This is a genomic window from Massilia sp. KIM, from assembly GCF_002007115.1.
Taxonomy (GTDB): Bacteria; Pseudomonadota; Gammaproteobacteria; order Burkholderiales; family Burkholderiaceae_D; genus Telluria.
In genome coordinates this window covers 119513-144748 of record NZ_MVAD01000002.1, presented here as the reverse complement: position 1 = coordinate 144748, position 25236 = coordinate 119513, and the positions used below count along the sequence as shown (strand labels likewise).

The following is a 25236-nucleotide window of genomic DNA, read 5'->3' as shown; positions in this document are numbered from 1 at the left end:
TCCTTGACACCTCGACCATGATGAAACCCTTGCTCACCAGTGCCCTGGCCGCCCTGTCGCTGCTCGCCGCCCAGGCTGCGCACGCCGGAGACATCAGCGATTCCGCCGTCGACGGTTATTGGGGCGGCAACGACCACGGTTCGGGCGACGTGATCGGCGGCAGCGTGTACGACATCAAGGGCGCGAACATCACCCGGGTCGGCGACGTGCTGACCATCGTGATCTCGACCAACTTCGCCGGTCACGCAGGCGTCGCGCCCAACATGGCCTCGGGCGGCATCGGGTATGGCGACCTGTTCCTGGCGGAGAAATGGAATCCCTTCGGCACCGACGTGCACCACGCCAAGGACAATGCCTCCAACGGCACCCTGTGGGAATACGGCTTCGCCCTGGACAACCGTTTCAGCAACACCGGCGGCACCTTCAAGCTGTACGAGCTGAACGGCGCTACGAATGCGCAGAACATCCGCAACACCGAATCCTTCATGAGCTGCAAGCTGGGGGTGGACTGCACCTACCGCGAGGGCCAGGCGACGGGAGTCAAGACTAGTTCCTCGACGGTGAGCAACACCGGCCTGGTGGGAACCTGGAAGGTGCTGGCCGACCAGTCGCTGACCTTCAGCATCAACATCGCCAACAGCGGCCTGGCGAACTATTCGACCCTGGCCATGCACTGGGGCGAAACCTGCCAGAACGACGTGATCGAGGGCATGACCTCGCTCGGCAAGGGCGTGCCCCTGCCAGGCTCGCTGCCGCTGCTGGCCGCCGGCCTGGGCGGCATGCTGCTGGTCCGCCGCCGCATGGCGGCGGCGCCGCGCTGAATCCTGCTCAGCGGCCCGCCGCGTCCCTTCCCATCCTCAGCATCCGCCGGCGGTAGCGCCGCGCGGTCACCCAGAACGCCAGCGACAGCAGCGCGAACCCGGCCTGGCCCAGGGCCAGCGCCAGCACCGAATGCGAGAGCAGCGGCGCGACCACGCCCGCCACGATCGCGCCCAGCAGGGTCGACACGAAGGACTGGCAGGAGGCCACGGTGCCGCGGATGTGCGGGAACAGGTCCAGCGCCAGCAGGGTGGCGCCCGGCGCGATGATCGAGCTGCCGAAGGTGAAGAAGAACATCGGCGCCACCGACCACGGCAGCGAAGGCGGCAGGAACAGGTGGAAGCTCACGTTGAACACCACCGCGCCCAGCATGAAGAAGAAGCCCATGCGGATCTGGCGCGCGAAGTCCATCTTGCCGGCCAGGCGGTTGGCCGCCAGCGCGCCAAGGAAGATCCCGCTCACGGTCGGCACGAACAGCCAGGCGAACTGCGAGGGACCCAGGCCCAGGCTTTCGGGCAGCATCACGGGCGCGGCGGCGATGTAGAGGAACAGGCCGGCGAAGTTCAGCGCCGTCACCCCCGCCTTCATGTGGAACAGGAAGGACGAGAAGATCGCCCCGTAGCTCTCGGCCAGGAAGCGCGGGTTGAAGGGCTGGCGCTTTTCCTTGGGGATGGTCTCGGGCAGGTGCTTCCACGAGAACCAGCCCAGCAGCAGCGTATAGGCGCACAGCGCCAGGAAGATCGCGCGCCAGTCGAAGAAAGTGACGATCCAGCCGCCCAGCACCGGGGCGATGGCGGGCGCGATCGAGAAGATCATGGTCACCATCGACAGCAGGCGCGCGGCGGCGGTGTCGGAATACAGGTCGCGGATGATGGCCCGGCCCACCACCACCCCGGCCCCGGCCGATACCCCCTGCATGATGCGGAACACCCACAGGTAGTGCACCGAGGACGCGGCGGCGCAGCCGAAGGTGCCGATCCCGAACACCCCCAGCGCCACCAGGATCACGTTGCGGCGCCCGAACGCGTCCGACAGCGCGCCATGCCACAGCACCATGCCGGCGAAGGCCAGCATGTAGGCGGTCAGGGTCTGCTGGACCTCGATGCTGGTGGCCTGCAAATCGGCGCGGATCTGCGGGAAGGCCGGCAGGTAGGCGTCGATCGAGAACGGCCCCAGCATCGACAGCGCCGCCAGCAGGGTCGCCAGGCCGCCGGCCGAGAGCATCGCGATCTTGACTGGCGGTGGTAGCGGTACCGGCGTGACCGGGTCCTTGGGCAGATCGGGGGGATCGGTGGGGAGCATGTCAGGCCTTGGGCTTTGCTTCCTCGCGGCGGTTGAAGCCCGCCACCATGTCGAAGCGGAACAGGCGGCATTCGAGCGCGCCGTTGAAGAACGGGGTCTTGCGCGCTTCCTTCAGGCGCAGCAGCTTGGGCAGGCTCAGGTCGGCCGTGAACAGGAAGACGGTCCAGCCGGCGAAGCGCTGCTTGAGGGTGGTGCCCAGGGCCGAGTAGAAACCGGCGGCCATCTCGTCCTGGGGCACGGTGGAGTCGCCGCGCACGCCGATCCGTTCGCCGTAGGGCGGGTTGGTCAGCAGGATGCCGGGCTGCTCGGTCGGCGGCGAGACGTGCTGGGCCTCGATCTGCTTGAGCGGCACCTCGAACAGGATGCCGGCCACCTTCAGGTTGTGGCGGGTCATGGCCACCATGTCGCCCGAGATGTCGGAGCCGAAGATGCTCGGCTGGTCCGGCAGCGGGTTGGGCTTGATGGCGGCCTTCATGTCCTGCCAGGCCTGGCGCTCGAAGCCGCGGAACTTCTCGAAGGCGAAGCGCCGGCGCGCGCCGGGCGGGATGCCCTGCACCATCTGGGCCGCCTCGATCAGGATGGTGCCGGAGCCGCACATCGGGTCGAACAGGGGGACGCCCGGCTTCCAGCCGGCCACGCGCAGCATGCCGGCGGCCAGGTTCTCGCGCAGGGGCGCGTCGCCGGTCTCTTCGCGCCAGCCGCGCTTGAACAGGGCTTCGCCCGAGGTGTCGAGGTAGACGATGAAGTTGCGCTGGTCGAGGAAGCCGACGATGCGCATGTCGGGCTCGCGGGTATTGACCGAAGGGCGGCGGTTGAACTTGTCGCGGAAGCGGTCGCAGACGGCGTCCTTGATCTTGAGCGTGGTGAATTCCAGGCTCTTGAGCGGCGACTTGACCGCGGTGACGTCGACCCGGATGGTGTGCTCGGTGCCGAACCAGTCTTCCCAGGGCTGCTCGAGGACCAGGTCGTAGATGTCGTTCTCGTTGTTGTAGCTGCGCTGGCCCATGCGCATCAGGACGCGCGAGGCGATGCGCGAGTGCAGGTTGATGCGGTAGGCGTCGACCAGGGAGCCGGAGCAGTGCACGCCGCCGGGGACCTGGTTGTGCACCTTGAGGGTGCCGCTGTCTTGGGCGATTTCAGCGAGTTCTTCGGCAAGCGCCGCTTCCATGCCGCGCGGGCATGGGCAAAAGTAGGAGGCCATTCAGGGGTACCCTTTGTCCGTTGATGAAACTTGTTGAGATAACGCGCCAGCCACTCGGGTGGATGACGATAAATACAGCAGCCGTTGGCGCAAACCGTCGCTTTCGCGAATGCAGGAACCGTCGCTCCCGCGAAGGCGGGAGCCCAAGTTTGCTTGAACGGCCACGAAAAACAAAACCAAAACCAAAAAACAAAAACCGGAAAACAAAAAACCGGAAAACAAAAAACAAGAGAACCGGAAAGCCAGAAAACCAGAACACCAAACCCAGGGCCGTTAGCCCAAAAACGTCATTCCGGCGAAGGCCGGAATCCAAGTGTGTATGCACGTCTGCGCGGCGAAACTTGGATTCCGGCCTTCGCCGGAATGACGGTCTTTGGGCCGCGGGCCGGAGAGAGGCTGCGCCGACAGGCACGCAACACAGTCACCCGACGCCGCACCACTCCTCAGAACGGCTTCACCGTCGCCAGAATCACGATCGCCAGCAGCAGCAGCACCGGCACCTCATTGAAATAGCGATACCAGGTATGGCTGCGCCGGTTCTCCCCGCGCTCGAAGCGGCGCAGCATGGCCTTGCACATGTGATGGTAGCCGATCGTCACCACCACCAGCGCCAGTTTGGCGTGCAGCCAGCCGCCCTTGATCCCGTAGCCCAGCATCAGCCAGACCCCCAGCGCCAGGGCCACCAGCATCAGGATGCTGCTGAAACGGTAGAGCCGTTGCGCCATCCCAAGCAGGCGCTCGGTAGCGGCCGGATTGGTTTCCTGGGCCAGGTTGACGAAGATACGCGGCAGGTAGAACAGCCCCGCGAACCACGAAGCGATGAAAACGATGTGCAGTGCCTTGATCCAGAGATACATGCGTGCCTTGTGGTGGATTATTGACGTACTTCGCCGTGACCGAACACGACGTACTTGAGCGAGGTGAGCCCCTCCAGCCCGACCGGGCCGCGCGCGTGCAGCTTGTCGTTCGAGATGCCGATCTCCGCGCCCAGTCCATACTCGAAACCATCGGCGAAACGGGTCGAGGCATTCACCATCACCGAGGCCGAATCGACCTCGCGCAGGAAGCGCATGGCGCCGCTGAAGTCCTCGGTGACGATGGCGTCGGTGTGCTTGGACGAATAGGTGTTGATGTGATCGATGGCCTCGTCGAGCCCCGCCACCACCTTCACCGCCAGGATCGGCGCCAGGTATTCGGTGCTCCAGTCTTCATCACGCGCCGGCGTCAGCTGCGGATAGCCGGCCAGGATCGCCAGCGCTTCCGGATCGGCGCGCAGCTCCACGTCCTTGGCCTGGTAGAGCTGCGCCAGGCGCGGCAGCACGGCCGGCGCGATCTCGCGCGCCACCAGCAGGGTCTCCATGGTGTTGCAGGTGCCGTAGCGGTGGCACTTGGCGTTGAAGGCCACCGGCACCGCTTTCTCCAGGTCGGCCCTGGCGTCGATGTAGACGTGGCAGATGCCGTCCAGGTGCTTGATCATCGGCACCGTCGACTCTTCCATCAGGCGCGCGATCAAGCCCTTGCCGCCGCGCGGGACGATCACGTCCACGTACTGCGGCATGGTGATCAGGGCGCCCACGGCGGCGCGGTCGGTGGTGTCGACCACCTGCACCGCGTCCAGCGGCAGGCCGGCCTTCTCCAGGCCCTCGGCCACGAGGGTGGCCAGCGCACGGTTGCAGTGGATGGCTTCGGAACCGCCGCGCAGGATGGCGGCGTTGCCGCTCTTGATGCACAGGCCGGCCGCGTCCACCGTCACGTTCGGACGCGCTTCGTAGATGATGCCGATCACGCCCAGCGGCACGCGCATCTGGCCGACCTGGATGCCGGTCGGGCGCACCTTCATGTTCGAGATCTCGCCGATCGGGTCCGGCAGTTCGGCGATCTGGCGCAGGCCGGTCACCATGGTGGCGATGGCCGCCTCGGACAGGGCCAGGCGGTCCAGCAGGGCCGGGGCGAGGCCGGCGGCGCGCGCCGCGTCCATGTCGGCGGCGTTGGCGCGGCGCAGGGTGTCGGCTTCGCGCTCGATCGCCTCGGCGATCAGGAGCAGCGCGCGGTTGCGGGTGGCGCCGTCGGCGCGCGCCATCGCGCGCGAAGCCGCGCGGGCGCGGCGGCCGAGGGAGTGCATGTGTGCGGTGATGTCCATCATGTCGTCCATTGCGTTGTGTGTGCGGCGGGCGCCGGCGCCGGGCGACGGGGCGGGAAGCTTACCGCGCCACCTTCAGGGCCAGTTGCAGCATGGCGTCCCAGGCGTCGCCCGCGAACTGCTTCGCGCGCAGGCCCTTGACCATCCGGTCCACCTGCGCCGCCTCCTGCAGCGCCAGCTCCAGCGTCCCGAGGGAGACGCGGCGCAGCGCCGGTTCCATCATCCGCTCGCGCGGTCCCCAGATCCGGTGTTCCTTGAGCAGCGCGCCCAGCGGCCGCCCCTGGCTCATCCCGGTCTTCAATTTTAGCAGCGTGCGGATTTCTTCACTGACCGCCCACAGCACCAGCGGCAGGGCCTCGCCCTCCCCCTTCAGGCCTTCCAGCATACGCGCCAGGCGCGCCGGGTCGCCCGTCAGCATCGCCTCGGACAGCTTGAACACGTCGTAGCGCGCCACGTTCAGCACCGCGTCCTGGACCTGCTCGAAACTCAGCTTGCCCGGCTCGTACAAGAGGCCCAGCTTCTGGATCTCCTGGTGCGCCGCCAGCAGGTTGCCCTCGACCCGGTCGGCGATGAAGTCAAGGCTCTGGCGCTCGGCGCTCTGCCCCTGGTTCGACAGGCGCATGCCGATCCAGCCCGGCAGCTGGGCGCGTTCCACGTTCGGGATCTCGATGTAGACCGCGGCCTGCTGCAGCGCCGTCACCCACGAGGACTTGGCGGTCTGCCAGTCCAGCTTGGGCAATGTGATCAGGGTGAGATTGTCCGGGCTGAGGTCCTTGGCATAGCTCTGCAGGGCGGCGCTGCCGTCCTTGCCCGGCTTGCCGCCCGGGATGCGCAGCTCGATCAGCTTCTTGTCGCCGAACAGCGAGAGCGCCTGGTTGGCGGCCAGCAGTTCGCCCCACTTGAAGCTGCGCTCGACCGTGAGGACGTCGCGCTCGGTATAACCCTGGGCGCGCGCGGCCTTGCGGATACGGTCGGCCGCTTCCAGCGCGAGCAGGTGCTCGTCGCTGGTGATCACGTACAGGGGCGCCAGGCCCTTGGCCAGCTGTCCGTCGAGCGCTTCGAGCCGCAACTGCATCGTCTAGCCCACCTCAGGCGGCCGGCTTGATCGCGACCAGGCGGCGCAGGATCTGCTGCACCAGGTCGGTCTGCATGTCGCGGTAGAGAAGCTGCTCTTCCGATTCCTTGGCCAGCACCTGCGATTCGTCGAAGGCGATGTTGCGGCGCAGGGTGATCTCGGTCGGCGCCAGCAGCTCGCGGTTGTTGGCGTCGCGCACGCGGAACACCAGGGTGTAGCTGAGCGTGTACTCGCGCACCCGGCCCAGGCTGTTCAGCGAGAGGATGGTCTTGCCGCGCGATTCAGACAGCACGTCGAACAGCGCCTGCGCCTGCGAGGCGTCGCTCTCCACGCGCACCGAGTCGCCGGCGCGCAGGTTGCGCTTGAGCTCAGTGCCCAGCGGCGAGGCTTCGGGGAAGGACAGCCAGATGCTCTGGAAGGGCATGTTGTACTGGCCGCCCGAGCCGCGCAGCTGGAAGCCGCAGCCCGCGAGGACCGCGGCCGCCAGCACGGCGCACACCAGTTTTCCGAATGCGCGCATGGCTTACACCACGATGTTGATGAGTTTGCCCGGCACGACGATGACCTTCTTCGGCGTACCCTCGACAAACTTCTGGGCCGCTTCCGAGGCCAGCGCGGCGGCTTCGATGGCGGCCTTGTCGGCGTCCTTGGCCACCTTGACCGAACCGCGCAGCTTGCCGTTCACCTGGATCATCAGCTCGATCTCGGCCTGCTCCAGCGCCGCCGGATCGACCTGCGGCCACTGCACGTCGAGGATGTCGCCGTAGGCCTTGGCATAGCCGAGGTCCTGCCAGAGCTGGTGGGTGATGTGCGGCGACACCGGGTTCAGCAGGCGCAGGAAGATCGAGAAGCCTTCGGCCACCACGGCGTCGCTGCCCGGGCCCTCGGCCAGCTTGGCCGACTCCAGGGTGTTGAGCATCTTCATGCAGGCCGACACCACGGTGTTGTACTGGATGCGCTTGAGGTCGTAGTCGGCCTGCTGCAGAAGCTTGTGCACTTCGCGGCGCAGGGTCTTCTGGCCTTCGTCCAGGGTGCCCTGCTGCTGGCCCGCCAGGGCTTGGGCGATGCGCTCACGCTGCGCGTAGCCGTAGGCCCACACGCGGCGCAGGAAGCGGCTGGCGCCTTCGACGCCGCTGTTGGACCACTCCAGGGTCTGCTCGGGCGGCGAGGCGAACATGGTGAACAGGCGCGCGGTGTCGGCGCCGTACTGCTCGATCTGGGCCTGCGGGTCGATGCCGTTGTTCTTCGACTTCGACATCTTCTCGGTGCCGCCCAGCTGGACCGGCTGGCCGTCGGCCTTCAGCACGGCGCTTTGCGGGCGTCCCTTGTCGTCGAAGGTGAGCTCGACGTCGGCCGGGTTGAACCAGGTCTTCTTGCTAGATGCGTCCTCGCGGTAGTAGGTCTCGTTCAGCACCATGCCCTGGGTCAGCAGGTTCAGGAAGGGCTCGTCGAACTTCACCAGGCCGAAGTCGCGCATCACCTTGGTCCACAGGCGGGCGTACAGCAGGTGCAGCACGGCGTGTTCGATGCCGCCGATGTACTGGTCCATCGGCATCCAGTAATCGTTGCGGGCGTCGACCATGGACTCGTTCGAGCCCGGCGAGGTATAGCGCATGTAGTACCAGGACGAGTCGATGAAGGTGTCCATGGTGTCGGTCTCGCGGCGCGCCGGCTTGCCGCATTTCGGGCAGTCGCAGCGCAGGAAGTCTTCATCCTTGTTGAGCGGATTGCCGCTGCCGTCCGGGACCAGGTGCTCGGGCAGCTTGACCGGCAGGTCCTCGTAGGGGACAGGCACCACGCCGCACTCGCCGCAGTGGATCATCGGGATCGGGGTGCCCCAGTAGCGCTGGCGCGAGATGCCCCAGTCGCGCAGGCGGAAGGTGACCTTCTTGTCGCCCAGGCCTTGCGCGGCCAGGTCGCCCGCGACCGCGTTGACGGCGGAGGTGTAATCCAGGCCATCGTACTTGCCGGAGTTGATGGTCTTGCCCTGCTCCTTGTCGCCATACCATTCCTGCCAGGCGTCGAGCGAGAATTCCTTGCCTTCGACCGCCACCACCTGCTTGATCGGCAGCTCGTATTTCTTGGCGAAGGCGAAGTCGCGCTCGTCGTGGCCCGGCACGCCCATCACGGCGCCATCGCCGTAGGTGATGAGGACGTAGTTGCCGACCCAGACCGGGATCTGTTCGCCCGAGATCGGGTGGGTGACGGTCAGGCCGGTCGGCATGCCCTTCTTTTCCATCGTCGCCATGTCGGCTTCGATGACGGAACCCAGCTTGCACTCGGCGATGAACTCGGCCAGTTGCGGGTTGGTCTTGGCGGCGTGCTGGGCCAGCGGGTGTTCCGGCGCCACGGCGCAGAAGGTCACGCCCATGATGGTGTCGGCGCGGGTGGTGAAGACGTAGAGCTTGCCGTCGTCGATCAGCTCACCGGCGTCGTTCATGATCACGTGCGGGAAGGCGAAGCGCACGCCGGTCGACTTGCCGATCCAGTTGGCCTGCATCACGCGCACGCGCTCGGGCCAGCCCGGCAGCTTGTGCTCGACGTAGTCGAGCAGCTCGTCGGCGTACTGGGTGATGCGCACGTAGTACATCGGGATTTCGCGCTTTTCGATCAGCGCGCCCGAACGCCAGCCGCGGCCGTCGACCACCTGTTCGTTGGCCAGCACGGTCTGGTCCACCGGGTCCCAGTTCACGGTGCCGGTTTTCTGGTAGATGATGCCCTTCTCGAGCATCTTGAGGAACATCCACTGGTTCCACTTGTAGTAGTCGGGGCTGCAGGCCGCCATTTCGCGCGACCAGTCGATCGCCAGGCCCATCGACTCCATCTGCTTCTTCATGTGGGCGATGTTGGAGTAGGTCCACTCCGCCGGCGGCACGTTGTTGGCCATGGCCGCGTTCTCGGCCGGCATGCCGAAGGCGTCCCAACCCATCGGCATCAGCACGTTGTAGCCGTTCATCCGCAGGTAGCGGTACATCACGTCGTTGATCGTATAGTTGCGCACGTGACCCATGTGCAGCTTGCCCGAGGGGTAAGGCAGCATCGAGCAGGCGTAGTACTTGCCCTTCGGGAAACGCGGGTCGTTTTCCACCGCTTTATAGGCGTCGATCGACTTCCAGTAGCCCTGGGCGGCCTGTTCGACTTCGGCTGGACTATATTTTTCTTGCATCATTTCTGCAGACGTAATGGAGGGGTTGAACCGGACATTATACTGGTTCATTTTGCGCTGCGGCGAAAGTGAGGGATAGCGGGAGCAGCGGCGCGGCTGACGCCGATCTGCAGCCTGTCGACGTCATTCCCGGCGCTTTCGGAATCGGCGTCCGGAGGCCTGAATACCTCGTCCAGAGCCTCAAAACGTCATCCCGCGGCCGCACAGCGTCGTCCCGGGCCGCAAAACGTCGTCCCGCTGCCCCAAAACGTCATCCCGGCGAAGGCCGGGATCCAAGTTTCTGCGCTGGTACGCGGCTTATGTGTAGGCCAACATGACGCGACGAACTTGGATCCCGGCCTTCGCCGGGATGACGGTTTTGAAGCTGGCGGTGATGGTTAAGGTGCTGGCTCTCGCACTGGCGCTGTTCGCGCAATGGTGCTGGTTCTCGCACTTGTGCTGTTTGCGCAATGACGCTGGTCTTTGCACTGGTGCGGGTGCTGTGCCTTGTACCCTGCCAAGTGCAACGCGCGATCAGCGCAGCACCAGCTTGAGCGCCGGCTTCTCGCCATAATCCTCGTAGCGCTCGTTGATGCCGCCCACGCAGTAAGCGAGCTCTTCCAGCAGGTCGGGAACCTGCGCCTTCATCTTCCCGGCATCCTTGACCACGATCTCCAGCACCTCGTTCTCCCCGAGGCGAAAGCGCGTCATGTTTTCCTCGTCGCGCAGGTAGCTCATGCAGTCCACCCAGGCGTCGATGCTGTCGCCGTAGGTCTCGGGAAAACCGAAGACGCGCCGGCTTTCGGCGTGAAAGGCCGCCTCGTCGACGATGGCGGCGCCGTTCAGTTCCACGCTCGCCATGTCAGCCCTTCAGGCCCAGCACGTCGTGCATGTCGAACAGGCCGGCCGGCTTGTCGGCCAGGAAGCGCGCCGCGCGCAGCGAGCCGTGGGCGTAGGTCACGCGGCTGCTCGACTTGTGGCTGATCTCGATGCGCTCGCCGGTGCCCAGGAACATCACGGTGTGGTCGCCCACCACGTCGCCGCCGCGCACGGTGGCGAAGCCGATGGTCGACGGGTCGCGCTCACCGGTCACGCCTTCGCGGCCGTACACCGCGCACTCCTTCAGGTCGCGTCCCAGCGCATCGGCGATCACCTCGCCCATCTTCAGCGCCGTGCCCGAAGGCGCGTCGACCTTGTGGCGATGGTGGGCCTCGACGATCTCGATGTCGTAGCCTTCCGAGAAGCTCTTGGCCGCCATTTCCAGCAGCTTGAGGGTGACGTTCACGCCCACGCTCATGTTGGGGGCGAACACCACCGCGGTCTTTCCAGCGGCGGCGCGGATCGCGGCCTTGCCGGCCTCGTCGAAGCCGGTGGTGCCGATCACGATCTTCTTGCCGTGGGCGGCGCAGTAGTCCAGGTGCTTCAGGGTGCCTTCCGGACGGGTGAAGTCGATCAGGATGTCGGCCCTGGCCAGCCCGGCGTCGAGGTCGGACTGGATGACCACGCCGGTCAGCTGGCCCGAGAAGGCGCCGGCGTCGTTGCCGATTTCCGGCGCGCCGGGCACGCCCAGGGCGCCCACCAGCTCGCAGTCGGGCGCGGACTGGATGGCCTCGATCAGCATGCGGCCCATGCGGCCATTGGCGCCGGCGACGGCGATCTTCAATGTGCTCATGCCGGGCTCCTTACGGCGTCACCGGCGCGGGCGCGCCCGGACGGACCGGCTCGACCGGACGCGATTCGGCTTTCTTCTTCGGCACCTTGGCCGGACCGGCGATGCGGTCGATGTAGTCGCGCTCGCTCGGCAGGTTGCCGCCTTCGAAGCGCTCGACCTTGTCGTCCTTGAAGAACACGGTGACGCGGCTGGTGGTCAGCTCGCCATTGCCGCGCGCCAGGTAGAACGGGTAGTCCCAGCGGTCGGCGTGGAAGGCGTCGGTCAGGAGCGGCGAACCGAGCAGGAAGCGCACCTGGTCGCGGGTCTGGCCGACCTTCAGCTGGCTCAGCATCTCCTGGGAGACGAAGTTGCCCTGCTGGATGTCCGGACGGTAGGGCGAGAACAGCCACAGGAACTTCTGCAGCTTGGTGACCTGGGTGGTCTGCGCGCCGGCGTTGGCGATGGCGGCGGATTTCTCCGCGTCGGCGGCCGTTGCCGCCGGGTCCGTGCTCACCGGCGCCGCCGGACGCGTCTGGTTGCGCCAGCTCGCGCAGCCCGACAGGGTCAGGACGCAGACGAGACCTGCCGCGAGCGCAGCCCTGGCGGGAAATCGATGGAGAACGGCTTGTTTGACGCGCATAAGTAACCTCAAAACGTTTGAGCGGGAGCTCCAAAACGCTATATCATAAAGCACTCCGCCAATATACGAGTAACAAAACATGAGCAACAACCCGACCGACCTGAAGGCCAGCGGCCTGAAGGCTACTCTCCCGCGCATCAAAATCCTGGAAATCTTCCAGAACAGCGCGGTACGGCACCTCACGGCGGAAGATGTGTACAAGATCCTTCTGGCCGACAACATGGACGTGGGTCTGGCGACCGTCTACCGGGTGCTGACCCAGTTCGAGCAGGCCGGCCTGCTGAACCGCAATCACTTTGAAACCGGCAAGGCGATCTACGAGCTCAACGCCGGCTCGCACCACGACCACCTCGTGTGTCTGGACTGCGGCCACGTCGAAGAGTTCTACGACGACGAGATCGAGTCGCGCCAGCACAAGATCGCGACCGAGCGCGGCTACAAGATCGCCGAGCATGCGCTTGCGATTTACGGCAATTGTGTCAAAGTGAATTGCCCGCGGAAACAATAAGCGGGATGTTGCGGTTTCGTTAGCAAAAAAGCACGCCTGCGGCGTGCTTTTTTATTAGGGGTAGTTAGGGATTACTCAGCGCGTTCGACAGCAGCTTGGCCGTGATGTCCACGATCGGGATCACCCGCTCGTAGGCCATGCGGGTCGGCCCGATCACCCCCAGGGTGCCGACGATGCGCCCATTCACCTCGTAGGGCGCGGTCACCACGCTCATCTCGTCCATCGGCACCAGCTTCGACTCCCCGCCGATGAAGATCTGCACTCCGCCCGCCTTGCTGGACACATCCAGCAACTGCATCAGCCCGGTCTTCTGCTCGAACATCTCGAACATCTGGCGCAGCGAACTCATGTTGGACGACAGGTCGGCCACCGAGAGCAGGTTGCGTTCGCCGGCGATCACCATCTCGTCGCCCTCGGCCATGGCTTCGCTGCCGGCCTCCACCGCCGCCTGCATCAGGCGTCCCATGTCGTCGCGCAACTGGCGCAGCTCGCCCGTCAGGCGGTCGCGCACCTCGTCGAAGGTCAGCCCGGCATAGTTCTGATTCAGGTAATTGGCCGATTGCGTGAGCTGGCCGGGGGTGTAGTCCACGTCGGTCAGCAGCAGGCGGTTCTGGACGTCGCCGCGCGGGTCGACGATGACCAGCAGGATGCGCTTTTCCGACAGGCGCAGGAATTCGATCTGCTGGAACACCGATTCGCGGCGCGGGCTCTGCACGACGCCGGCGAACTGGGACAACGAGGACAGCATCTGGGCCGCGTTGGCGATGAGCTTCTGCGGCTGCTGCACCGGCAGGCGCATGCGCTCGGCTTCCACCGCCGTCTCGTCGATGTGCTGCACGGTGAGCAGGGTGTCGACGAACAGGCGGTAGCCGCGCGGCGTCGGGATCCGGCCGGCCGAGGTATGCGGGCTGGCCACGTAGCCCATTTCCTCGAGGTCGGCCATGATGTTGCGGATCGTGGCCGGAGACAGGTCGAGGCCGGAAATCTTCGACAGCGCGCGCGAGCCTACCGGCTGGCCGTCGGCGATATAGCGTTCGACGAGCGCTTTGAGCAGGGTTTGGGCACGGTTATCGAGTTGCATGATTCATGGAAGCAAAGCTTTGCTGCCTAATATTATATGTAGATGAGGGCGCATGGCCCGGAGCGCAAGCCCGGCTCTGCGCCGGCTCAAGCCGCGCCAGCCATGCCCGTGCTTCAGTCGTATTCGCGTTTCAGCCAGTCCACCAGTTCGTCCAGGCTGCTCACTTCGGCATCCGGCCGCACTTCGTGCGCCAGGTCGTTGGTCTTACCCATGCGGTTCATCCACACCGCGCGCAGGCCGGCGCGCTGGGCTCCCTGCACGTCCAGCAGCAGGTCGTCGCCGACGTAGACCGCCTCATGCGGCGCCACGCCGAGCGCCTCGCAGCCGGCCAGGAAAATCGCGGCCTCCGGCTTGGCCACGCCGAGCTGGTGGGCCGCGACCGAGCCCTGGAAATGGTGGGCCAGGCCGATGGTCTGCAGGTCGGCGTTGCCGTTGGTAATCGAACCGATGCGCACCCTTCCCTTCAGGCGCAGCAGGCCGGGCAGCACGTCGTCATAGGGAATCACGGCGTTGCGCGCGGCAAAGAATTCCACCATGGCCAGTTCCACCTTGGCCACATCCTCACCCGCCTGCTCGAAGGCGGCGGTAAGGCCGGCGCGGCGCAGGGCGCCCAGGTCGAGCTGGAACTCGGGCCGGCTGGCCAGCAGTTCGAGGCGCGCCTGGCGCAGGGTGTCGATGGTATATTGCTCGGCCACCCGGGGCGCGTGCCGGCGCAGCCATTCGTACAGAATTTTTTCCGCTTCCAGGATGACAGGCGCAATAGGCCACAGGGTATCGTCGAGATCGAACAGGACGGCTTTGGGCCAGGGTGTCGTCATAGGTGAACCGGTAATGGGAATGCTCGCCCCAAGCATAGCGAGCCGTTGGCTGAAAAGCAATCGCGTGCACCGGTTACACCAGGATACAAAGGCAAATGGACCAGTTGCTTGCCAAATGCACTAAAATGTTGGGCGATTTGTCTATCCGACCGCGCAGCTGCGCTATCCCCCGAACAATTGGAGTGAGTAAATGAAGAGTTCCTACCTGCGTGCCGGCGCCGTGCTGGCATGCACGCTCGCGCTGTCTGCCTGCGGTGGCAGCGATGGCGACCTGCTGCTCGGCGGCAGCTTCTCCGGCGTGACCAAGCCCGGCCTGGTGCTGACCAACAACGGCGGCTCCGATTACGCAGTCCCCGTGCCGGCCAACGGCACCGGCACGGATCGCTTCTATTTCCCGAACCTGGTCTCCACCGACGACCAGTACAACGTCGAGGTCAAGGCGCGCCCGGACAATACCGAGAAGTGCGACGTGATCAACGGCCGCGGCCGCGCCGCCTTCAACATCACCACCGTGCAGATCGTCTGCACCATCAAGACCCACAAGCTGACCGGCACGATCAGCAACCTGAAAGGCCAGCTGGAGCTCGTCAACGGCGCCGACAAGGTCGTGGTCCCGGCCGGCGCCACCAGCTTCGCGATGACCCCGGTGTTCGAGGATGCGGTGTACGGCGTGACCGTGCTGAAGAATCCCGAAGGCCAGACCTGCACCATCGCCAATGGCAGCGGCGTCATGCGCAATACCGACGTGACCAACCTGGCCGTCACCTGCACCCCGTAATCTATCCGGAGTTTATGCGAATGAAGTCTTCCCTGATCCGTCCGGCGCTCGCGCTGGCCCTGGTTGCGGGCCTGTCCGCCTGCGGCGGCGGCGGCAAAGCCACCTTCACCATCGGCGGCACCATTGGCGGCCTCGAGTACACCGGCCTGAAGCTGACCAGCAATGGCCAGGAAATCAGCGTCAATCCGCCCGCCAAGGCCGGCGAGAACGTGAGCTTCAACTTCCCGCGCCAGATCGAGTACGGCGACGTCTACAACGTCCAGGTCAGCCAGCAGCCGCTGCACCAGCGCTGCGCCCCGGCCGGCCAGTTCCCGAACAACAGCGACACCGCCGGCCGGCTGGCGGCCATCAACGTCCTGATTTCCTGCTCGGTCAACCAGTACACCGTCGGCGGCAAGATCACCGGCCTGACCGCGGACGGCCTGGTGCTGGCCAACGGCAGCGGCGGCGGCAACCTGCTCGTTCCCAAGGACGCCAAGGAATACGTCATGCCCCTGCCCGTGGCCTATAACGTGACCTACGGCATCGCCATCATCGAACAGCCGGCCGGCCTGATCTGCACCGTGGCCAACCCGGCGGGCACCATGGGCGACGCCAACGTGACCAACGTGGACATCACCTGCCGCCCGCGCATCCTGGCGTAAGATATATCAAAAACTTATGTCGAGTATTTGAAAGAGAAATTGGACGTATATGCTGTCACGCAGCATACTAGCTCCTGTCTCCTCCAACTCTCCTCAGAAAAGAATTGGATTTCAAGCCCGCTCCACACAGCGGGCTTTTTTTCGCCCGCGCTTTCCTGAGGCTGAACTGCAGGGCTCAGCGGGCGGCGCTGACCTTCACGACGGCGATCTTGTCCATGCCGACCGAGACCTGGGCGTGGTAGGCGTCGGAGGCTTTTTCGGTGGCGGCCACGGCGTAGCTGCTGCCGCCGGCGACGATCAGGGCGGCCAGGAAGATGGTTTCCATGTGCTTGAGGACGTTCATGATGTGCTCCTTCGGGTGAGTGGGTAGGCCTGAATGGCCTGTCGATGGAAGCACTATAGGAAAACGCCGCCTGGGGCTCCAGCGGCGTGCGACGGACTGCGGAAAAGGTGGGGTGGAAAGGCCCGGGAGGACGCTGGAATGCGTTTGTGCGGTGCAAAAACTGAACGCTTCAGCTTCGCTCCGGCGGCAGTAAAACGTCATTCCGGCGAAGGCCGGAATCCAAGTTTGCGCGTGCGGCTTCGGCAGACGAACTTGGATTCCGGCCTTCGCCGGAATGACGGTTTTATGGCTGACTCAGAGAATGAAGGTGCGGGGCGAGCTTGCTAGACCGCCTTATGGCACGGCCCTAGAGCAGATTGGCCAAGGCCACATACTGCTCCAGCCCCACCGCCTCCGGCCTCGCCCCCGGATCGATCCCCGCCTCCACCAGCTGCGCCTCGGTAAACATCCCCGCCACGCAATTGCGGATCACCTTGCGCCTCTGCGAAAACGCCTTGGCCACCACCCGCTCCAGCTTCACCGGATCGCAGGCCAGCCGCTCGCGCTTGGGGATCATGCGCACGATCGCCGAATCCACCTGGGGCGGCGGGTCGAAGGCGGTCGGCGGCACCACGAACAGCAGTTCCATGTCGTAGCGCCACTGCAGCATCACCGTCAGCCGGCTGTAGGCCTTGGTGCCCGGCTCGGCCACCATGCGCTCCACCACCTCCTTCTGCAGCATGAAATGCTGGTCCTCGACCAGGTGGGCGAATTCGGCCAGGTGGAACAGCAGGGGGCTGGAGATGTTGTACGGCAAATTGCCGACAACGCGCAGCTTCTGCCCTTCCGGCACCGGCAGGCTGGAGAAATCGAACTTGAGAGCGTCGCCCGAGTGCACGCTGAGCCGTTCGCGCGGATAGGCCTTTTCCAGGCGCGCCACCAGGTCGCGGTCGAGCTCGACCACATGCATGTGGTCGAGCTCCTTGAGCAGCAGCGCCGTCATGGCCGCCAGGCCCGGACCGATCTCCACCATCGCCTGCCCGCGGCGCGGCGCGATGGCGTCGATGATGTTGTTCAGGACGTGGTCGTCGGTCAGGAAGTTCTGGCCGAAGCGCTTGCGTGCGACGTGTTTCATGAATGCTTTCGTGATGCCGGCGTGATGCCGTTGTTTAATGCGATGAGGCCGCGCGGCTGGCCTGGACCATGTGCATGGCGGCGCGGATCGCCTCTTCCATGCTGCCGCAGTCGGCCAGCCCCAGGCCCTGGGCCGCGAGGTCGAGCGCGGTGCCGTGGTCGACCGAGGTGCGGATGATGGGCAGGCCGAGGGTGACGTTGATGCCGCGCCCGAAGGTGGCGTACTTGAGCACCGGCAGGCCCTGGTCGTGGTACATGGCCAGCACGCAGTCGGCGTCGCGCAGGTACTTGGGCTGGAACAGGGTGTCGGCCGGGTAAGGCCCGCGGGCGTCGATGCCGCGCGCCCGCGCCCCTTCCAGCACCGGGCTGATGAGCTCGATCTCCTCGCGTCCCAGGTAGCCGTTCTCGCCCGCGTGCGGGTTCAGGCCGGTGACCAGGATGCGCGGCGCGGCGATCCCGAACTTGGTCTTCAGGTCGAGGTGCAGGATGTCGATCACCTGGGCCAGGCCCTCGCGCGTGAGCGCGCCCGAGACCTCCTTGAGCGGCAAATGGGTGGTGGCCAGCGCCACCCGCAGGTAAGGCTGACCAGGGCCGGGCGAACCGGCCAGCATCATCACCACCTTGGGCGTGCCGGTCTTCTCGGCCAGGTATTCGGTGTGGCCGGAGAAGGCCACGCCGGCGTCGTTGATGGTGCTCTTCTGAAGCGGCGCGGTGACGATGGCGTCGAACCAGCCGGCGCGCGCGCCCTCGATCGCCAGGTCGAGGGTGGCCAGCACCGCGCGTCCGTTCTCTGGGTCGAGGGTGCCGGGCCGCACATGGGCCGCCAGCGGCACGTCGATCACGGCCAGGCGATCCGGCCCGAAGTGCGGCAAGCCGCTGTTGCGCAGCGCCTGGGTCGAGAGCGCCGACAGGCGGATCGCCGGGTCGATCAGGCTGGCGGTGAGCGCCAGGAAGGCGGCGTCGCCGACCAGCACGCAATTGGCCTGCTCGCGCAGCGCCCAGGCGGCGCGGATCGCGATCTCGGGTCCGATGCCGGCCGGCTCGCCGACCGTCACGGCCAGCACCGGCCTCGCCTGGGGCGCCGCCATGGGTTTACTGCTCCTCGCGGAACTCGACGTAGGCGCGGTCACGCACCTCGCGCAGCCAGTTCTCCATCGCTTCCTGCATCTTGCGCTCGCGGATGACCTGGCGCGCGACGTTGCGTTCCTTCTGCTGGGTCACGTCCTGGCTCTTGCGCTCGACCACCTGGATCAGGTGGAAGCCGAAGGGCGATTCGATCGGGTCGGACAGCTCGCCCGGCTTGAGCTCGTTCATCGCGGTCTCGAATTCCGGCACGGTGTCGCCCGGCTCCAGGAAGCCCAGGTCGCCGCCCTTGCTGGCCGAACCGTCCTGCGAGTGCAGGCGCGCCAGTTCCTCGAAGGTGGCGGCGTTGTTGGCCATCTTTTCCTTCAGCTCGAGCAGCTTGCGCTTGACCTCGGCCGCGGTCATGGTCGGCGTCGGCTTGATCAGGATGTGGCGCGCGCGGGTCTGCTGCACCACCGCCTTCTCGTTGTTCTCGGCCAGCGAACGCTTGTTCGTCATCTTGAGGATGTGGAAGCCGACGTTGGTCTTGATGATCGGGGTGATCTGGCCCGGCTGCAGCTTACGCAGCTCGCCCGCGAACACCGGCGGCAGGCGGTCCGGATCGCGCCAGCCGATCTCGCCGCCCTTGAGGGCGTCGGGCGCGTCGGAATAGGTGGCGGCGGACTTGGCGAAGTCGGCGCCGGTGCGCAGCTGGCGCGCCACTTCCTCGGCGCGCGCGCGGCGCGCGTTGATCTGCTCGGGCGAGGCGTTCTCGGGCACGCGCACCAGGATCTGCGACAGTTCCAGCTCGACACGGTCGGCGGCGGCCACCTTGGCGGCGGTCATGTAGGTGTCGATCTCGGCCTCCGAGACCTGGATCTTGCTGTCCACCTCGTGCTCGCGCAGCCGCTGCATCAGGATCTCGTTGCGGATGTCTTCACGGAACTGGGCGAAGGGCAGGCCCTCCTTTTCCATCTGGTTGCGCAGTTCCTGCACCGACATCTTCTGGCCTTCGGCGATGCGGCCGATGGTCGCGTCCAGGGTGCGGTCGTCGACGCGCACGCCCATTTCCTTGGCCAGCTGGAGCTGGGCGCGTTCGACGATCATCGACTCGACCACCTGGCGTTCCAGGGTCGCCTGGTCGGGCAGCTGGGCGTTGCGCGCCTTCAGGTTCTGCGACACCTGGGTCACGCGGCCCGCGACTTCGTTCTTGGTGATCACTTCGTCATTGACGACCACGTGGATCGAATCGATCACCTTGGCGCTGGCGGAGGCGGGCGGCAGGAAGCCGCTGCCCGGCTTGGCGGCAGCCGCGGCCGGCGCCTGTGCTGCCGGCGCCTGGGCTGCCGGCGCTGCCGGCGTGGTGGTGGCGGCGGCCTGGGCGAAGACCTGGCCGGTGGCGAGCGCGCACAGCAGCGCCGTTGCGAGCGAGACAGCTCGCGTGTTCTTGTGCAAACGGGTAGTACGCATCATCTGGGAAGCACTCATTTCAGGATGGTCAATCAGGGTCGGCCGACGTTGGAATTCAGCCGCGTGTAGCCCGGGATGCTCTTGTTGAACGTCTCGAGCGGGTTGCTGCCCAAGCCCAGGCGCGACAGGCCGTTGAGCTCGAGCTGGAAGAAGATCGGCGTCGAGGTGGTCTGGGCCGCGGTCACGAAACGCTGCGCACCGAAGCGGAACACCCAGCAGTCGGCCTTGTATTCGAGACCTACGAGGCTCTCGATCAGCCTGCCGCCGCCGGACGGATTGTTCAGCAGGCCCACGCCGTAGGACCGCAAGGCATAACTGACGCGTCCCACGCCGTACCAGCGCTTCGACAGCGGCCACTGGGCCGACAGGTCGAGGTTGCGGAAGCTGTCACGTTGATAACGGTATTCCGCATTCACCACCTTCATCTGGCCAGGCGACCATTGTACCCCCGCGTTCGAGCTGTACAGGTTGCTGCCGTTGGCGTCGTATTGTACGCCGCTATCGAAGGTCCAGGTCTCGGAAATGCGGCCCGAGGCGGCCACCAGGATGTCGGAGCGGCTCTGGTGGGCCGGCTCGCCCGGCAGGCGCACGCGCGGCGCCTCCAGGTAGTAGCGCTGGCCGAAGGCCAGGCGCAGGCGCTCGGCGCCGTCCGGCTGGATGAAGCGCGACACCAGGGCCGCGGTCAGCTGGTTGGCGTCCGAGATGCGGTCCGCGCCCACGTAGCGGTTCTCGCTGAACAGCTGGGCGTAGTTGAAGCCGGCGCGGCCGGTGTCGAACAGCGGGATGTCGTCCTGGTCCTTGTACGGGGTGTGCACGTAGAACAGGCGCGGCTCCAGGGTCTGGGTGATGGCGCGGCCGAACAGGGTGGTGTCGCGCTCGAACACCAGGCCGCTGTCGAGCGAGAAGGTGGACAGGGTGCGCGACAGCTTGGTCGGGCGGCCGTTGCGGCGCTCGGCGTCGAGGTCGTACTTGGCGCTGTTGACGATCACCTTGGGCGTGATGAACCAGCCCGGGCGCACGATCGGGTAGCTCAGCTGGCCGCTGACGATGGCGCGGTTGCCGCGCTCCAGGTCGGGGTGCCAGAAGCGGGTCATCTCGGCGTCCACCGCCCAGTCGAAGCCGGCGACGTCGTAGCGGCCGGCGTGGAAGTTAATCTGGGGCAGGCGGTCGTAGGGGCGCGGCACCGTCAGGCTCGGATTCGTGGCCGAGGCCGGGTCCTGCAGCACCTGGTAGTTCTGGGCGCGCGCCGACAGGCTCCAGTACTGGCCCACGTAGTCGGTGCGCAGCTCGCGCAGCAGCTGGCGCTCGGCCGAGGCCGAGACCGTGCGCGAGAAGTCGGACGGGTATTCGTCGTCCGAGGCGCCGTGCAGGTTCCAGCCGAAGGACCAGTTGGGACGGATCGCCTGGAAGTGCTGGGAGTCGGCGCGCCAGCGCGTGGTCTTGGTCTCGCGGTCGTCCGGCAGCACCTCGACGTGGGTCTCGCCGTTGTAGGTGGCGCCCAGGTAGCGGCCGGTGGCCCCGAGCTGCAGGCCGCGGTCGAACATCAGGCGCGGGAACAGGGTCAGGTCGCGGTTGGGCGCGATGTTGACGTAGTAAGGCACCATGATCTCGGCCTTGCCCTTGGAGCCGAAGCCCACCGAGGGCGGCAGCCAGCCGGAACGGCGCTCGCCCGAGAGCGAGAACGAGATAGCGGGCGTGCCGAGGATGGGCACGTCCTTGAAATAGATGACGGTCTTGCCGGCGATGCCGACGTCGCGCCCGGTGTCCAGGCGCAGGGTGCTGGACTTCAGGTACCAGTCCGGATCGGTGCCTTCGCAGGTGCTGTAGGTGCCGTCGCGCACCACGGCCTGCTGCTCGCCCAGGAAGTCGATGCGGTCGGCGCGGCCCTGGCCGTTGTTGGCCTGGATCCGGTACTCCGGATGCAGGACCCAGCCCTTGCCGGTCTCGAGGTTCATCTGCAGGGCGTCGCCCTTGTAGCGGTCGCCGAAGCGCCACATGTTGACGTTGCCGCTGGCGGTGACTTCATCCTCGACCCTCATGTAGCAGGCGGTGTCGGCGGTCAGGCCGGTCTGGCCGCGGGTGATCTCGACATTGCGTTCGAGGTTCAGCTGGCGGTCGGGACGGCCATTGATTTCCTCCGCACGGATGGTGATCGGCAGTTCGTCTTCGGATTGTGGCGCGGCGGGAACAGTCTGTGCGCAGGCCGGGCCGGCTGCGGCGCAGGCCAGTGCATAGAGCGCCAGCGCCTGGCGGGGCGGAAAAGGTTGGGCCGTAAACCAGCTCATGGAAACTCAGCTCGCTCCATAAAGGGCGGTATTTTTTAAATGAATCCCTTATTATAGGGGAATTACCTCAACCAACCCGATTCACCAGGCCGCTTCATGTCTTCTTTGTATCAAAATTCCCCCACTTCCGCCGAACGCGATGCACGCCTGACGCAGCTGAACGCCTGGCTGGCGTCGACCGGCCTGGTGGACGTGGAAACGGGCCGTCCCGCCTCCTCGGACGCCAGCTTCCGCCGCTACTTCCGCTATGACGTGAAGCCCGAGCTGCACGAGAAACTGGGCGCGACCCTGGTCGCCATGGACGCCCCGCCGGAGCGCGAGAACGTGCCGGCCTTCATCCACGTGCAGGGCCTGCTCCAGGGCGCCGGGGTGACCGTGCCCGCCATCGTCGCGCGCAAGGTCGAAGACGGCTACCTGCTGCTCTCGGACCTGGGCAACACCACCTACCTGGCGCGCCTGGACGCCGACAACGCGGCCTTCATGTATTCGGACGCGGTCGACGCCCTGATCAAATTCCAGCTGGCCAGCCAGCCGGGCGTGCTGCCCGAGTTCGACCGCGCCTTCGTGCTGCGCGAGATGAATCTGTTCCCGGAGTGGTACATCGGGCGCCACCTGAACGTTACGCTGGACGACAAGCAGCAGGCCCAGCTCGACAAGGTGTTCGAGGCGATCACGGCCAACGTGCTGGCCCAGCAGCAGGTCTACATGCACCGCGATTTCCATTCGCGTAACCTGATGTTCCTCGACCAGGGCAACCCGGGCGTGCTGGATTTCCAGGACGCGGTCTACGGCCCGGTCACCTACGATCTGGCTTCGCTTTTGCGCGACGCCTACATCCAGTGGGACGAAGAGATCGTGCTGGACTGGGTGGTGCGCTACTGGCAGAGCGCCAAGCAGGTCGGCCTGCCGGTCAGCCCCGACATCGACGCCTTCTACCGCGACTTCGAGTTCATGGCCCTGCAGCGCCATCTGAAAATCCTCGGCATCTTCTGCCGCCTGAACTACCGCGACAACAAGCCGATCTACATGGGCGACCTGCCCACCGTGATGGATTACGTGCGCAAGACAGCCAACCGCTACACCGAACTCAAGCCCCTGCTGCGCCTGCTCGATTCGCTCGAGGACAAGGCTCCGCAGGTCGGCTACACCTTCTGACGGATTTCCATGAAAGCGATGATTTTCGCCGCCGGCCGCGGCGAGCGCATGCGGCCGCTCACCGACGCCTGTCCCAAGCCCCTGCTCAAGGTGCGCGGGCGCCCGATGATCACGACCCATGTGCTGAACCTGGTGCGCGCCGGGATCACCGAGATCGTGATCAACCACTCCTTCCTCGGCCACATGATCGAGGAAGAGCTGGGCGACGGCAGCCGCTTCGGCGCGCGCATCCAGTACTCGCACGAGCCGACCCCGCTCGAGACCGCGGGCGGGATCGCCAACGCCCTACACCTGCTGGGCGACGAGCCTTTCCTGGCGGTGTCGGGCGACATCTATGCGCCCTATTTCGACTTCTCGCAGGCGCTCGACGCGCTCAAGGACGCCGACGCGCTGGGCAAGCCCTACCCCCACGACCAGCGCGACATCGCCTGGCTCTGGCTCACCCCCAACCCCTGGCACAACCCGGAGGGCGACTTCGCCCTCGACATGTACACGCTGAAGAACGAGGGTGAGGTCAAGTGGAACTTCGCGGGCATCGGCGTCTACCGGCCCGAGATGTTCGACGGGATCAAGCCGGGCGACTTCGTCAAGTTCGGCCCCCTGATGCGCAAGTACATCGAACTCGGGCGCGTGGGCGGCGAGATCTACGAAGGCCCCTGGGTCAACGTCGGCACCGTGCGCCAGCTGGAAGAACTCAATGCGCCGCTGGGGGCGGCCAGGGCGGCGCCATGAGGCCCGGGCTGCTTGCCTGCCGTGAGCGGCGCGCCCGCCTGGCGGCGCGCATGCAGCCGGGCGCGGTCGCGGTGCTGGCCACCGCGCCGGAAGTGCTGCGCAACGGCGACAGCCACTACCCCTACCGCCACGACAGCTATTTCTACTATCTGACCGGCTTCGCCGAACCCGAGAGCGTGCTGGTGCTGGTCGCCGCCCAGGGCGAACAGGCGGCGCGCGCCATCCTGTTCTGCCGCGAGAAGCACCCCGAACGTGAGATCTGGGAAGGCTTTCGCTTCGGCCCCGAGGCGGCGCGCGAGGCCTTCGGCGTCGACGAGGCCTATCCGATCGGCGAGCTGGATGCGAAGATGGCCGCCCTGCTGTCGGACGCGCCGGCCCTGTACCACGCGCTCGGCCACAGCGCCGCGCTGGACGCCCAGGTGCGCGGCTGGCTCGCGGCCGTGCGGGCGAAAAGCCGCAGCGGCGTCGCCGCGCCGGGCAGCGCCCACGACCTGCTCGGCATCCTCGACGAGATGCGCCTGCTAAAGGACGCCCACGAAATCGAGGTGATGGCGCGCGCCGCCGCGATCTCGGCCGGCGCCCACGCGCGCGCCATGCGCGTCACCCGGCCCGGCATGTTCGAGTACGAGCTCGAGGCCGAGCTGCTGCACGAATTCCGCCGCCACGGCGCCCAGTTCCCGGCCTACACGCCGATCGTCGCCTCGGGACCGAACGCCTGCGTGCTGCACTACAACGCCAACGACAGGCGCATGGCGGACGGCGAGCTGGTCCTGATCGACGCCGGCTGCGAGCTCGATGGCTACGCTTCCGACATCACCCGCACCTGGCCGGTGAACGGCCGCTTCAGCGGCCCGCAGCGCGTGCTGTATGAACTGGTGCTGGCGGCCCAGGCCGCGGCCTTCGCCGCCATCGTGCCGGGCCGGCCCTACAGCGGCATGCACGACGCCGCCGTGCGCGTGCTGGTCCAGGGCATGCTCGAGCTCGGGCTGCTGGACCGCAAGGTCCACGCCAGCGTCGACGACGCGATCCAGGCGCGCGCCCACCAGCAGTTCTACATGCACGGCACCGGCCACTGGCTGGGCATGGACGTGCACGACACCGGCGCCTACCGCGACCTGCACGCCGCCGGCAAGCCCTCGCGGCCGCTGCTGGCGGGCATGGCGCTCACCGTGGAGCCGGGCATCTACGTGCGGCCGGCCGAGGGCGTGCCCGAGCAGTTCTGGCACATCGGCATCCGCATCGAAGACGACGTCGTGGTCACCGGCGATGGCTAC

Annotated in this window: 23 protein-coding genes and 1 pseudogene; 7 read left to right on the top strand and 17 right to left on the bottom strand. The window is 66.2% G+C overall.

Annotated features, from left to right (window positions below):
• Positions 1 to 17: 17 nt before the first annotated feature.
• Positions 18 to 821: a VPLPA-CTERM sorting domain-containing protein gene (locus B0920_RS15420; RefSeq protein WP_143745798.1), complete on the top strand. Its 804-nt coding sequence runs from the start codon at positions 18 to 20 to the stop codon at positions 819 to 821.
• Between the two features lie 7 nt (positions 822 to 828).
• Here the strand turns inward: B0920_RS15420 and B0920_RS15415 are convergent, their stop codons facing one another.
• The 10 genes from B0920_RS15415 to B0920_RS15370 all read right to left on the bottom strand — a co-directional run bounded on the left by B0920_RS15415 (position 829) and on the right by B0920_RS15370 (position 11973).
• Entirely contained in the window at positions 829 to 2121 is a 1293-nt protein-coding gene (locus B0920_RS15415; RefSeq protein ID WP_078033550.1) for a multidrug effflux MFS transporter, read from the bottom strand.
• Position 2122: 1 nt separating this feature from the next.
• Complete coding sequence (locus tag B0920_RS15410; RefSeq protein ID WP_373887900.1) at positions 2123 to 3322, bottom strand: class I SAM-dependent RNA methyltransferase; 1200 nt, start codon at positions 3320 to 3322, stop codon at positions 2123 to 2125.
• 443 nt (positions 3323 to 3765) lie between these two features.
• Complete coding sequence (locus B0920_RS15405; RefSeq protein ID WP_078033548.1) at positions 3766 to 4179, bottom strand: CopD family protein; 414 nt, start codon at positions 4177 to 4179, stop codon at positions 3766 to 3768.
• 17 nt (positions 4180 to 4196) lie between these two features.
• On the bottom strand, positions 4197 to 5462 hold the full coding sequence (locus B0920_RS15400) for a glutamate-5-semialdehyde dehydrogenase (RefSeq protein ID WP_078034433.1): 1266 nt from the start codon (positions 5460 to 5462) through the stop codon (positions 4197 to 4199).
• A 61-nt stretch (positions 5463 to 5523) separates the two neighbouring features.
• The gene (gene holA, locus B0920_RS15395; RefSeq protein WP_078033547.1) at positions 5524 to 6537 is read right to left on the bottom strand and encodes a DNA polymerase III subunit delta; all 1014 of its coding nucleotides are present in this window, start codon (positions 6535 to 6537) and stop codon (positions 5524 to 5526) included.
• Between the two features lie 13 nt (positions 6538 to 6550).
• Positions 6551 to 7057 carry an LPS assembly lipoprotein LptE gene (gene lptE / locus B0920_RS15390; RefSeq protein WP_078033546.1) on the bottom strand — a complete coding sequence of 169 codons (507 nt, stop codon included), beginning with the start codon at positions 7055 to 7057 and terminating at the stop codon, positions 6551 to 6553.
• A gap of 3 nt (positions 7058 to 7060) precedes the next feature.
• Positions 7061 to 9703: a leucine--tRNA ligase gene (gene leuS / locus B0920_RS15385; RefSeq protein WP_078033545.1), complete on the bottom strand. Its 2643-nt coding sequence runs from the start codon at positions 9701 to 9703 to the stop codon at positions 7061 to 7063.
• Between the two features lie 513 nt (positions 9704 to 10216).
• The gene (locus tag B0920_RS15380) at positions 10217 to 10543 is read right to left on the bottom strand and encodes a barstar family protein (RefSeq protein WP_078033544.1); all 327 of its coding nucleotides are present in this window, start codon (positions 10541 to 10543) and stop codon (positions 10217 to 10219) included.
• A gap of 1 nt (position 10544) precedes the next feature.
• A complete protein-coding gene (dapB, locus tag B0920_RS15375) occupies positions 10545 to 11354 on the bottom strand; it encodes a 4-hydroxy-tetrahydrodipicolinate reductase (protein WP_078033543.1) in 810 nt (269 codons plus the stop codon).
• Positions 11355 to 11364: 10 nt separating this feature from the next.
• The gene (locus tag B0920_RS15370; protein WP_179119193.1) at positions 11365 to 11973 is read right to left on the bottom strand and encodes an outer membrane protein assembly factor BamE; all 609 of its coding nucleotides are present in this window, start codon (positions 11971 to 11973) and stop codon (positions 11365 to 11367) included.
• 79 nt (positions 11974 to 12052) lie between these two features.
• On the opposite strand from B0920_RS15370, the gene fur reads away from it, so the two are divergent.
• The gene (fur, locus tag B0920_RS15365) at positions 12053 to 12481 is read left to right on the top strand and encodes a ferric iron uptake transcriptional regulator (RefSeq protein WP_078033541.1); all 429 of its coding nucleotides are present in this window, start codon (positions 12053 to 12055) and stop codon (positions 12479 to 12481) included.
• 64 nt (positions 12482 to 12545) lie between these two features.
• On the opposite strand, the gene hrcA is transcribed toward fur, so the two are convergent.
• The gene (gene hrcA, locus B0920_RS15360; protein ID WP_078033540.1) at positions 12546 to 13562 is read right to left on the bottom strand and encodes a heat-inducible transcriptional repressor HrcA; all 1017 of its coding nucleotides are present in this window, start codon (positions 13560 to 13562) and stop codon (positions 12546 to 12548) included.
• Between the two features lie 113 nt (positions 13563 to 13675).
• Complete coding sequence (locus B0920_RS15355) at positions 13676 to 14380, bottom strand: HAD family hydrolase (protein ID WP_078033539.1); 705 nt, start codon at positions 14378 to 14380, stop codon at positions 13676 to 13678.
• 190 nt (positions 14381 to 14570) lie between these two features.
• On the opposite strand from B0920_RS15355, the gene B0920_RS15350 reads away from it, so the two are divergent.
• Together B0920_RS15350 and B0920_RS15345 are read left to right on the top strand one after the other, a co-directional pair.
• Positions 14571 to 15158, top strand: a complete 588-nt coding sequence (locus B0920_RS15350; RefSeq protein WP_078033538.1) for a hypothetical protein — start codon at positions 14571 to 14573, stop codon at positions 15156 to 15158.
• A gap of 20 nt (positions 15159 to 15178) precedes the next feature.
• Positions 15179 to 15802 (top strand): hypothetical protein, encoded by a 624-nt coding sequence (locus B0920_RS15345; RefSeq protein WP_078033537.1) that lies wholly within the window; start codon positions 15179 to 15181, stop codon positions 15800 to 15802.
• Between the two features lie 175 nt (positions 15803 to 15977).
• Here the strand turns inward: B0920_RS15345 and B0920_RS25985 are convergent, their stop codons facing one another.
• The 5 genes from B0920_RS25985 to B0920_RS15325 all read right to left on the bottom strand — a co-directional run bounded on the left by B0920_RS25985 (position 15978) and on the right by B0920_RS15325 (position 22075).
• On the bottom strand, positions 15978 to 16145 hold the full coding sequence (locus tag B0920_RS25985) for a hypothetical protein (protein WP_179119192.1): 168 nt from the start codon (positions 16143 to 16145) through the stop codon (positions 15978 to 15980).
• A gap of 346 nt (positions 16146 to 16491) precedes the next feature.
• Positions 16492 to 17259 carry a 16S rRNA (adenine(1518)-N(6)/adenine(1519)-N(6))-dimethyltransferase RsmA gene (rsmA, locus tag B0920_RS15340; RefSeq protein ID WP_078033536.1) on the bottom strand — a complete coding sequence of 256 codons (768 nt, stop codon included), beginning with the start codon at positions 17257 to 17259 and terminating at the stop codon, positions 16492 to 16494.
• A gap of 34 nt (positions 17260 to 17293) precedes the next feature.
• Complete coding sequence (gene pdxA, locus B0920_RS15335; protein ID WP_078033535.1) at positions 17294 to 18346, bottom strand: 4-hydroxythreonine-4-phosphate dehydrogenase PdxA; 1053 nt, start codon at positions 18344 to 18346, stop codon at positions 17294 to 17296.
• A 4-nt stretch (positions 18347 to 18350) separates the two neighbouring features.
• Positions 18351 to 19793: a peptidylprolyl isomerase gene (locus B0920_RS15330; protein ID WP_078033534.1), complete on the bottom strand. Its 1443-nt coding sequence runs from the start codon at positions 19791 to 19793 to the stop codon at positions 18351 to 18353.
• Between the two features lie 29 nt (positions 19794 to 19822).
• Positions 19823 to 22075, bottom strand: coding sequence for an LPS-assembly protein LptD (locus tag B0920_RS15325; protein ID WP_078033533.1), 2253 nt, complete (start codon positions 22073 to 22075; stop codon positions 19823 to 19825).
• Positions 22076 to 22171: 96 nt separating this feature from the next.
• Here B0920_RS15325 and B0920_RS15320 point away from each other — a divergent pair, with 96 nt between their 5' ends.
• The 3 genes and pseudogenes from B0920_RS15320 to B0920_RS15310 form a co-directional block, all read left to right on the top strand.
• Positions 22172 to 23230 carry an aminoglycoside phosphotransferase family protein gene (locus B0920_RS15320; RefSeq protein ID WP_078033532.1) on the top strand — a complete coding sequence of 353 codons (1059 nt, stop codon included), beginning with the start codon at positions 22172 to 22174 and terminating at the stop codon, positions 23228 to 23230.
• Positions 23231 to 23239: 9 nt separating this feature from the next.
• Positions 23240 to 23962: an N-acetylmuramate alpha-1-phosphate uridylyltransferase MurU gene (murU, locus tag B0920_RS15315; RefSeq protein WP_078033531.1), complete on the top strand. Its 723-nt coding sequence runs from the start codon at positions 23240 to 23242 to the stop codon at positions 23960 to 23962.
• Positions 23959 to 25236, top strand: a pseudogene (locus B0920_RS15310) (aminopeptidase P N-terminal domain-containing protein); the annotation flags it as partial. The gene murU and the pseudogene B0920_RS15310, both read left to right, overlap by 4 nt.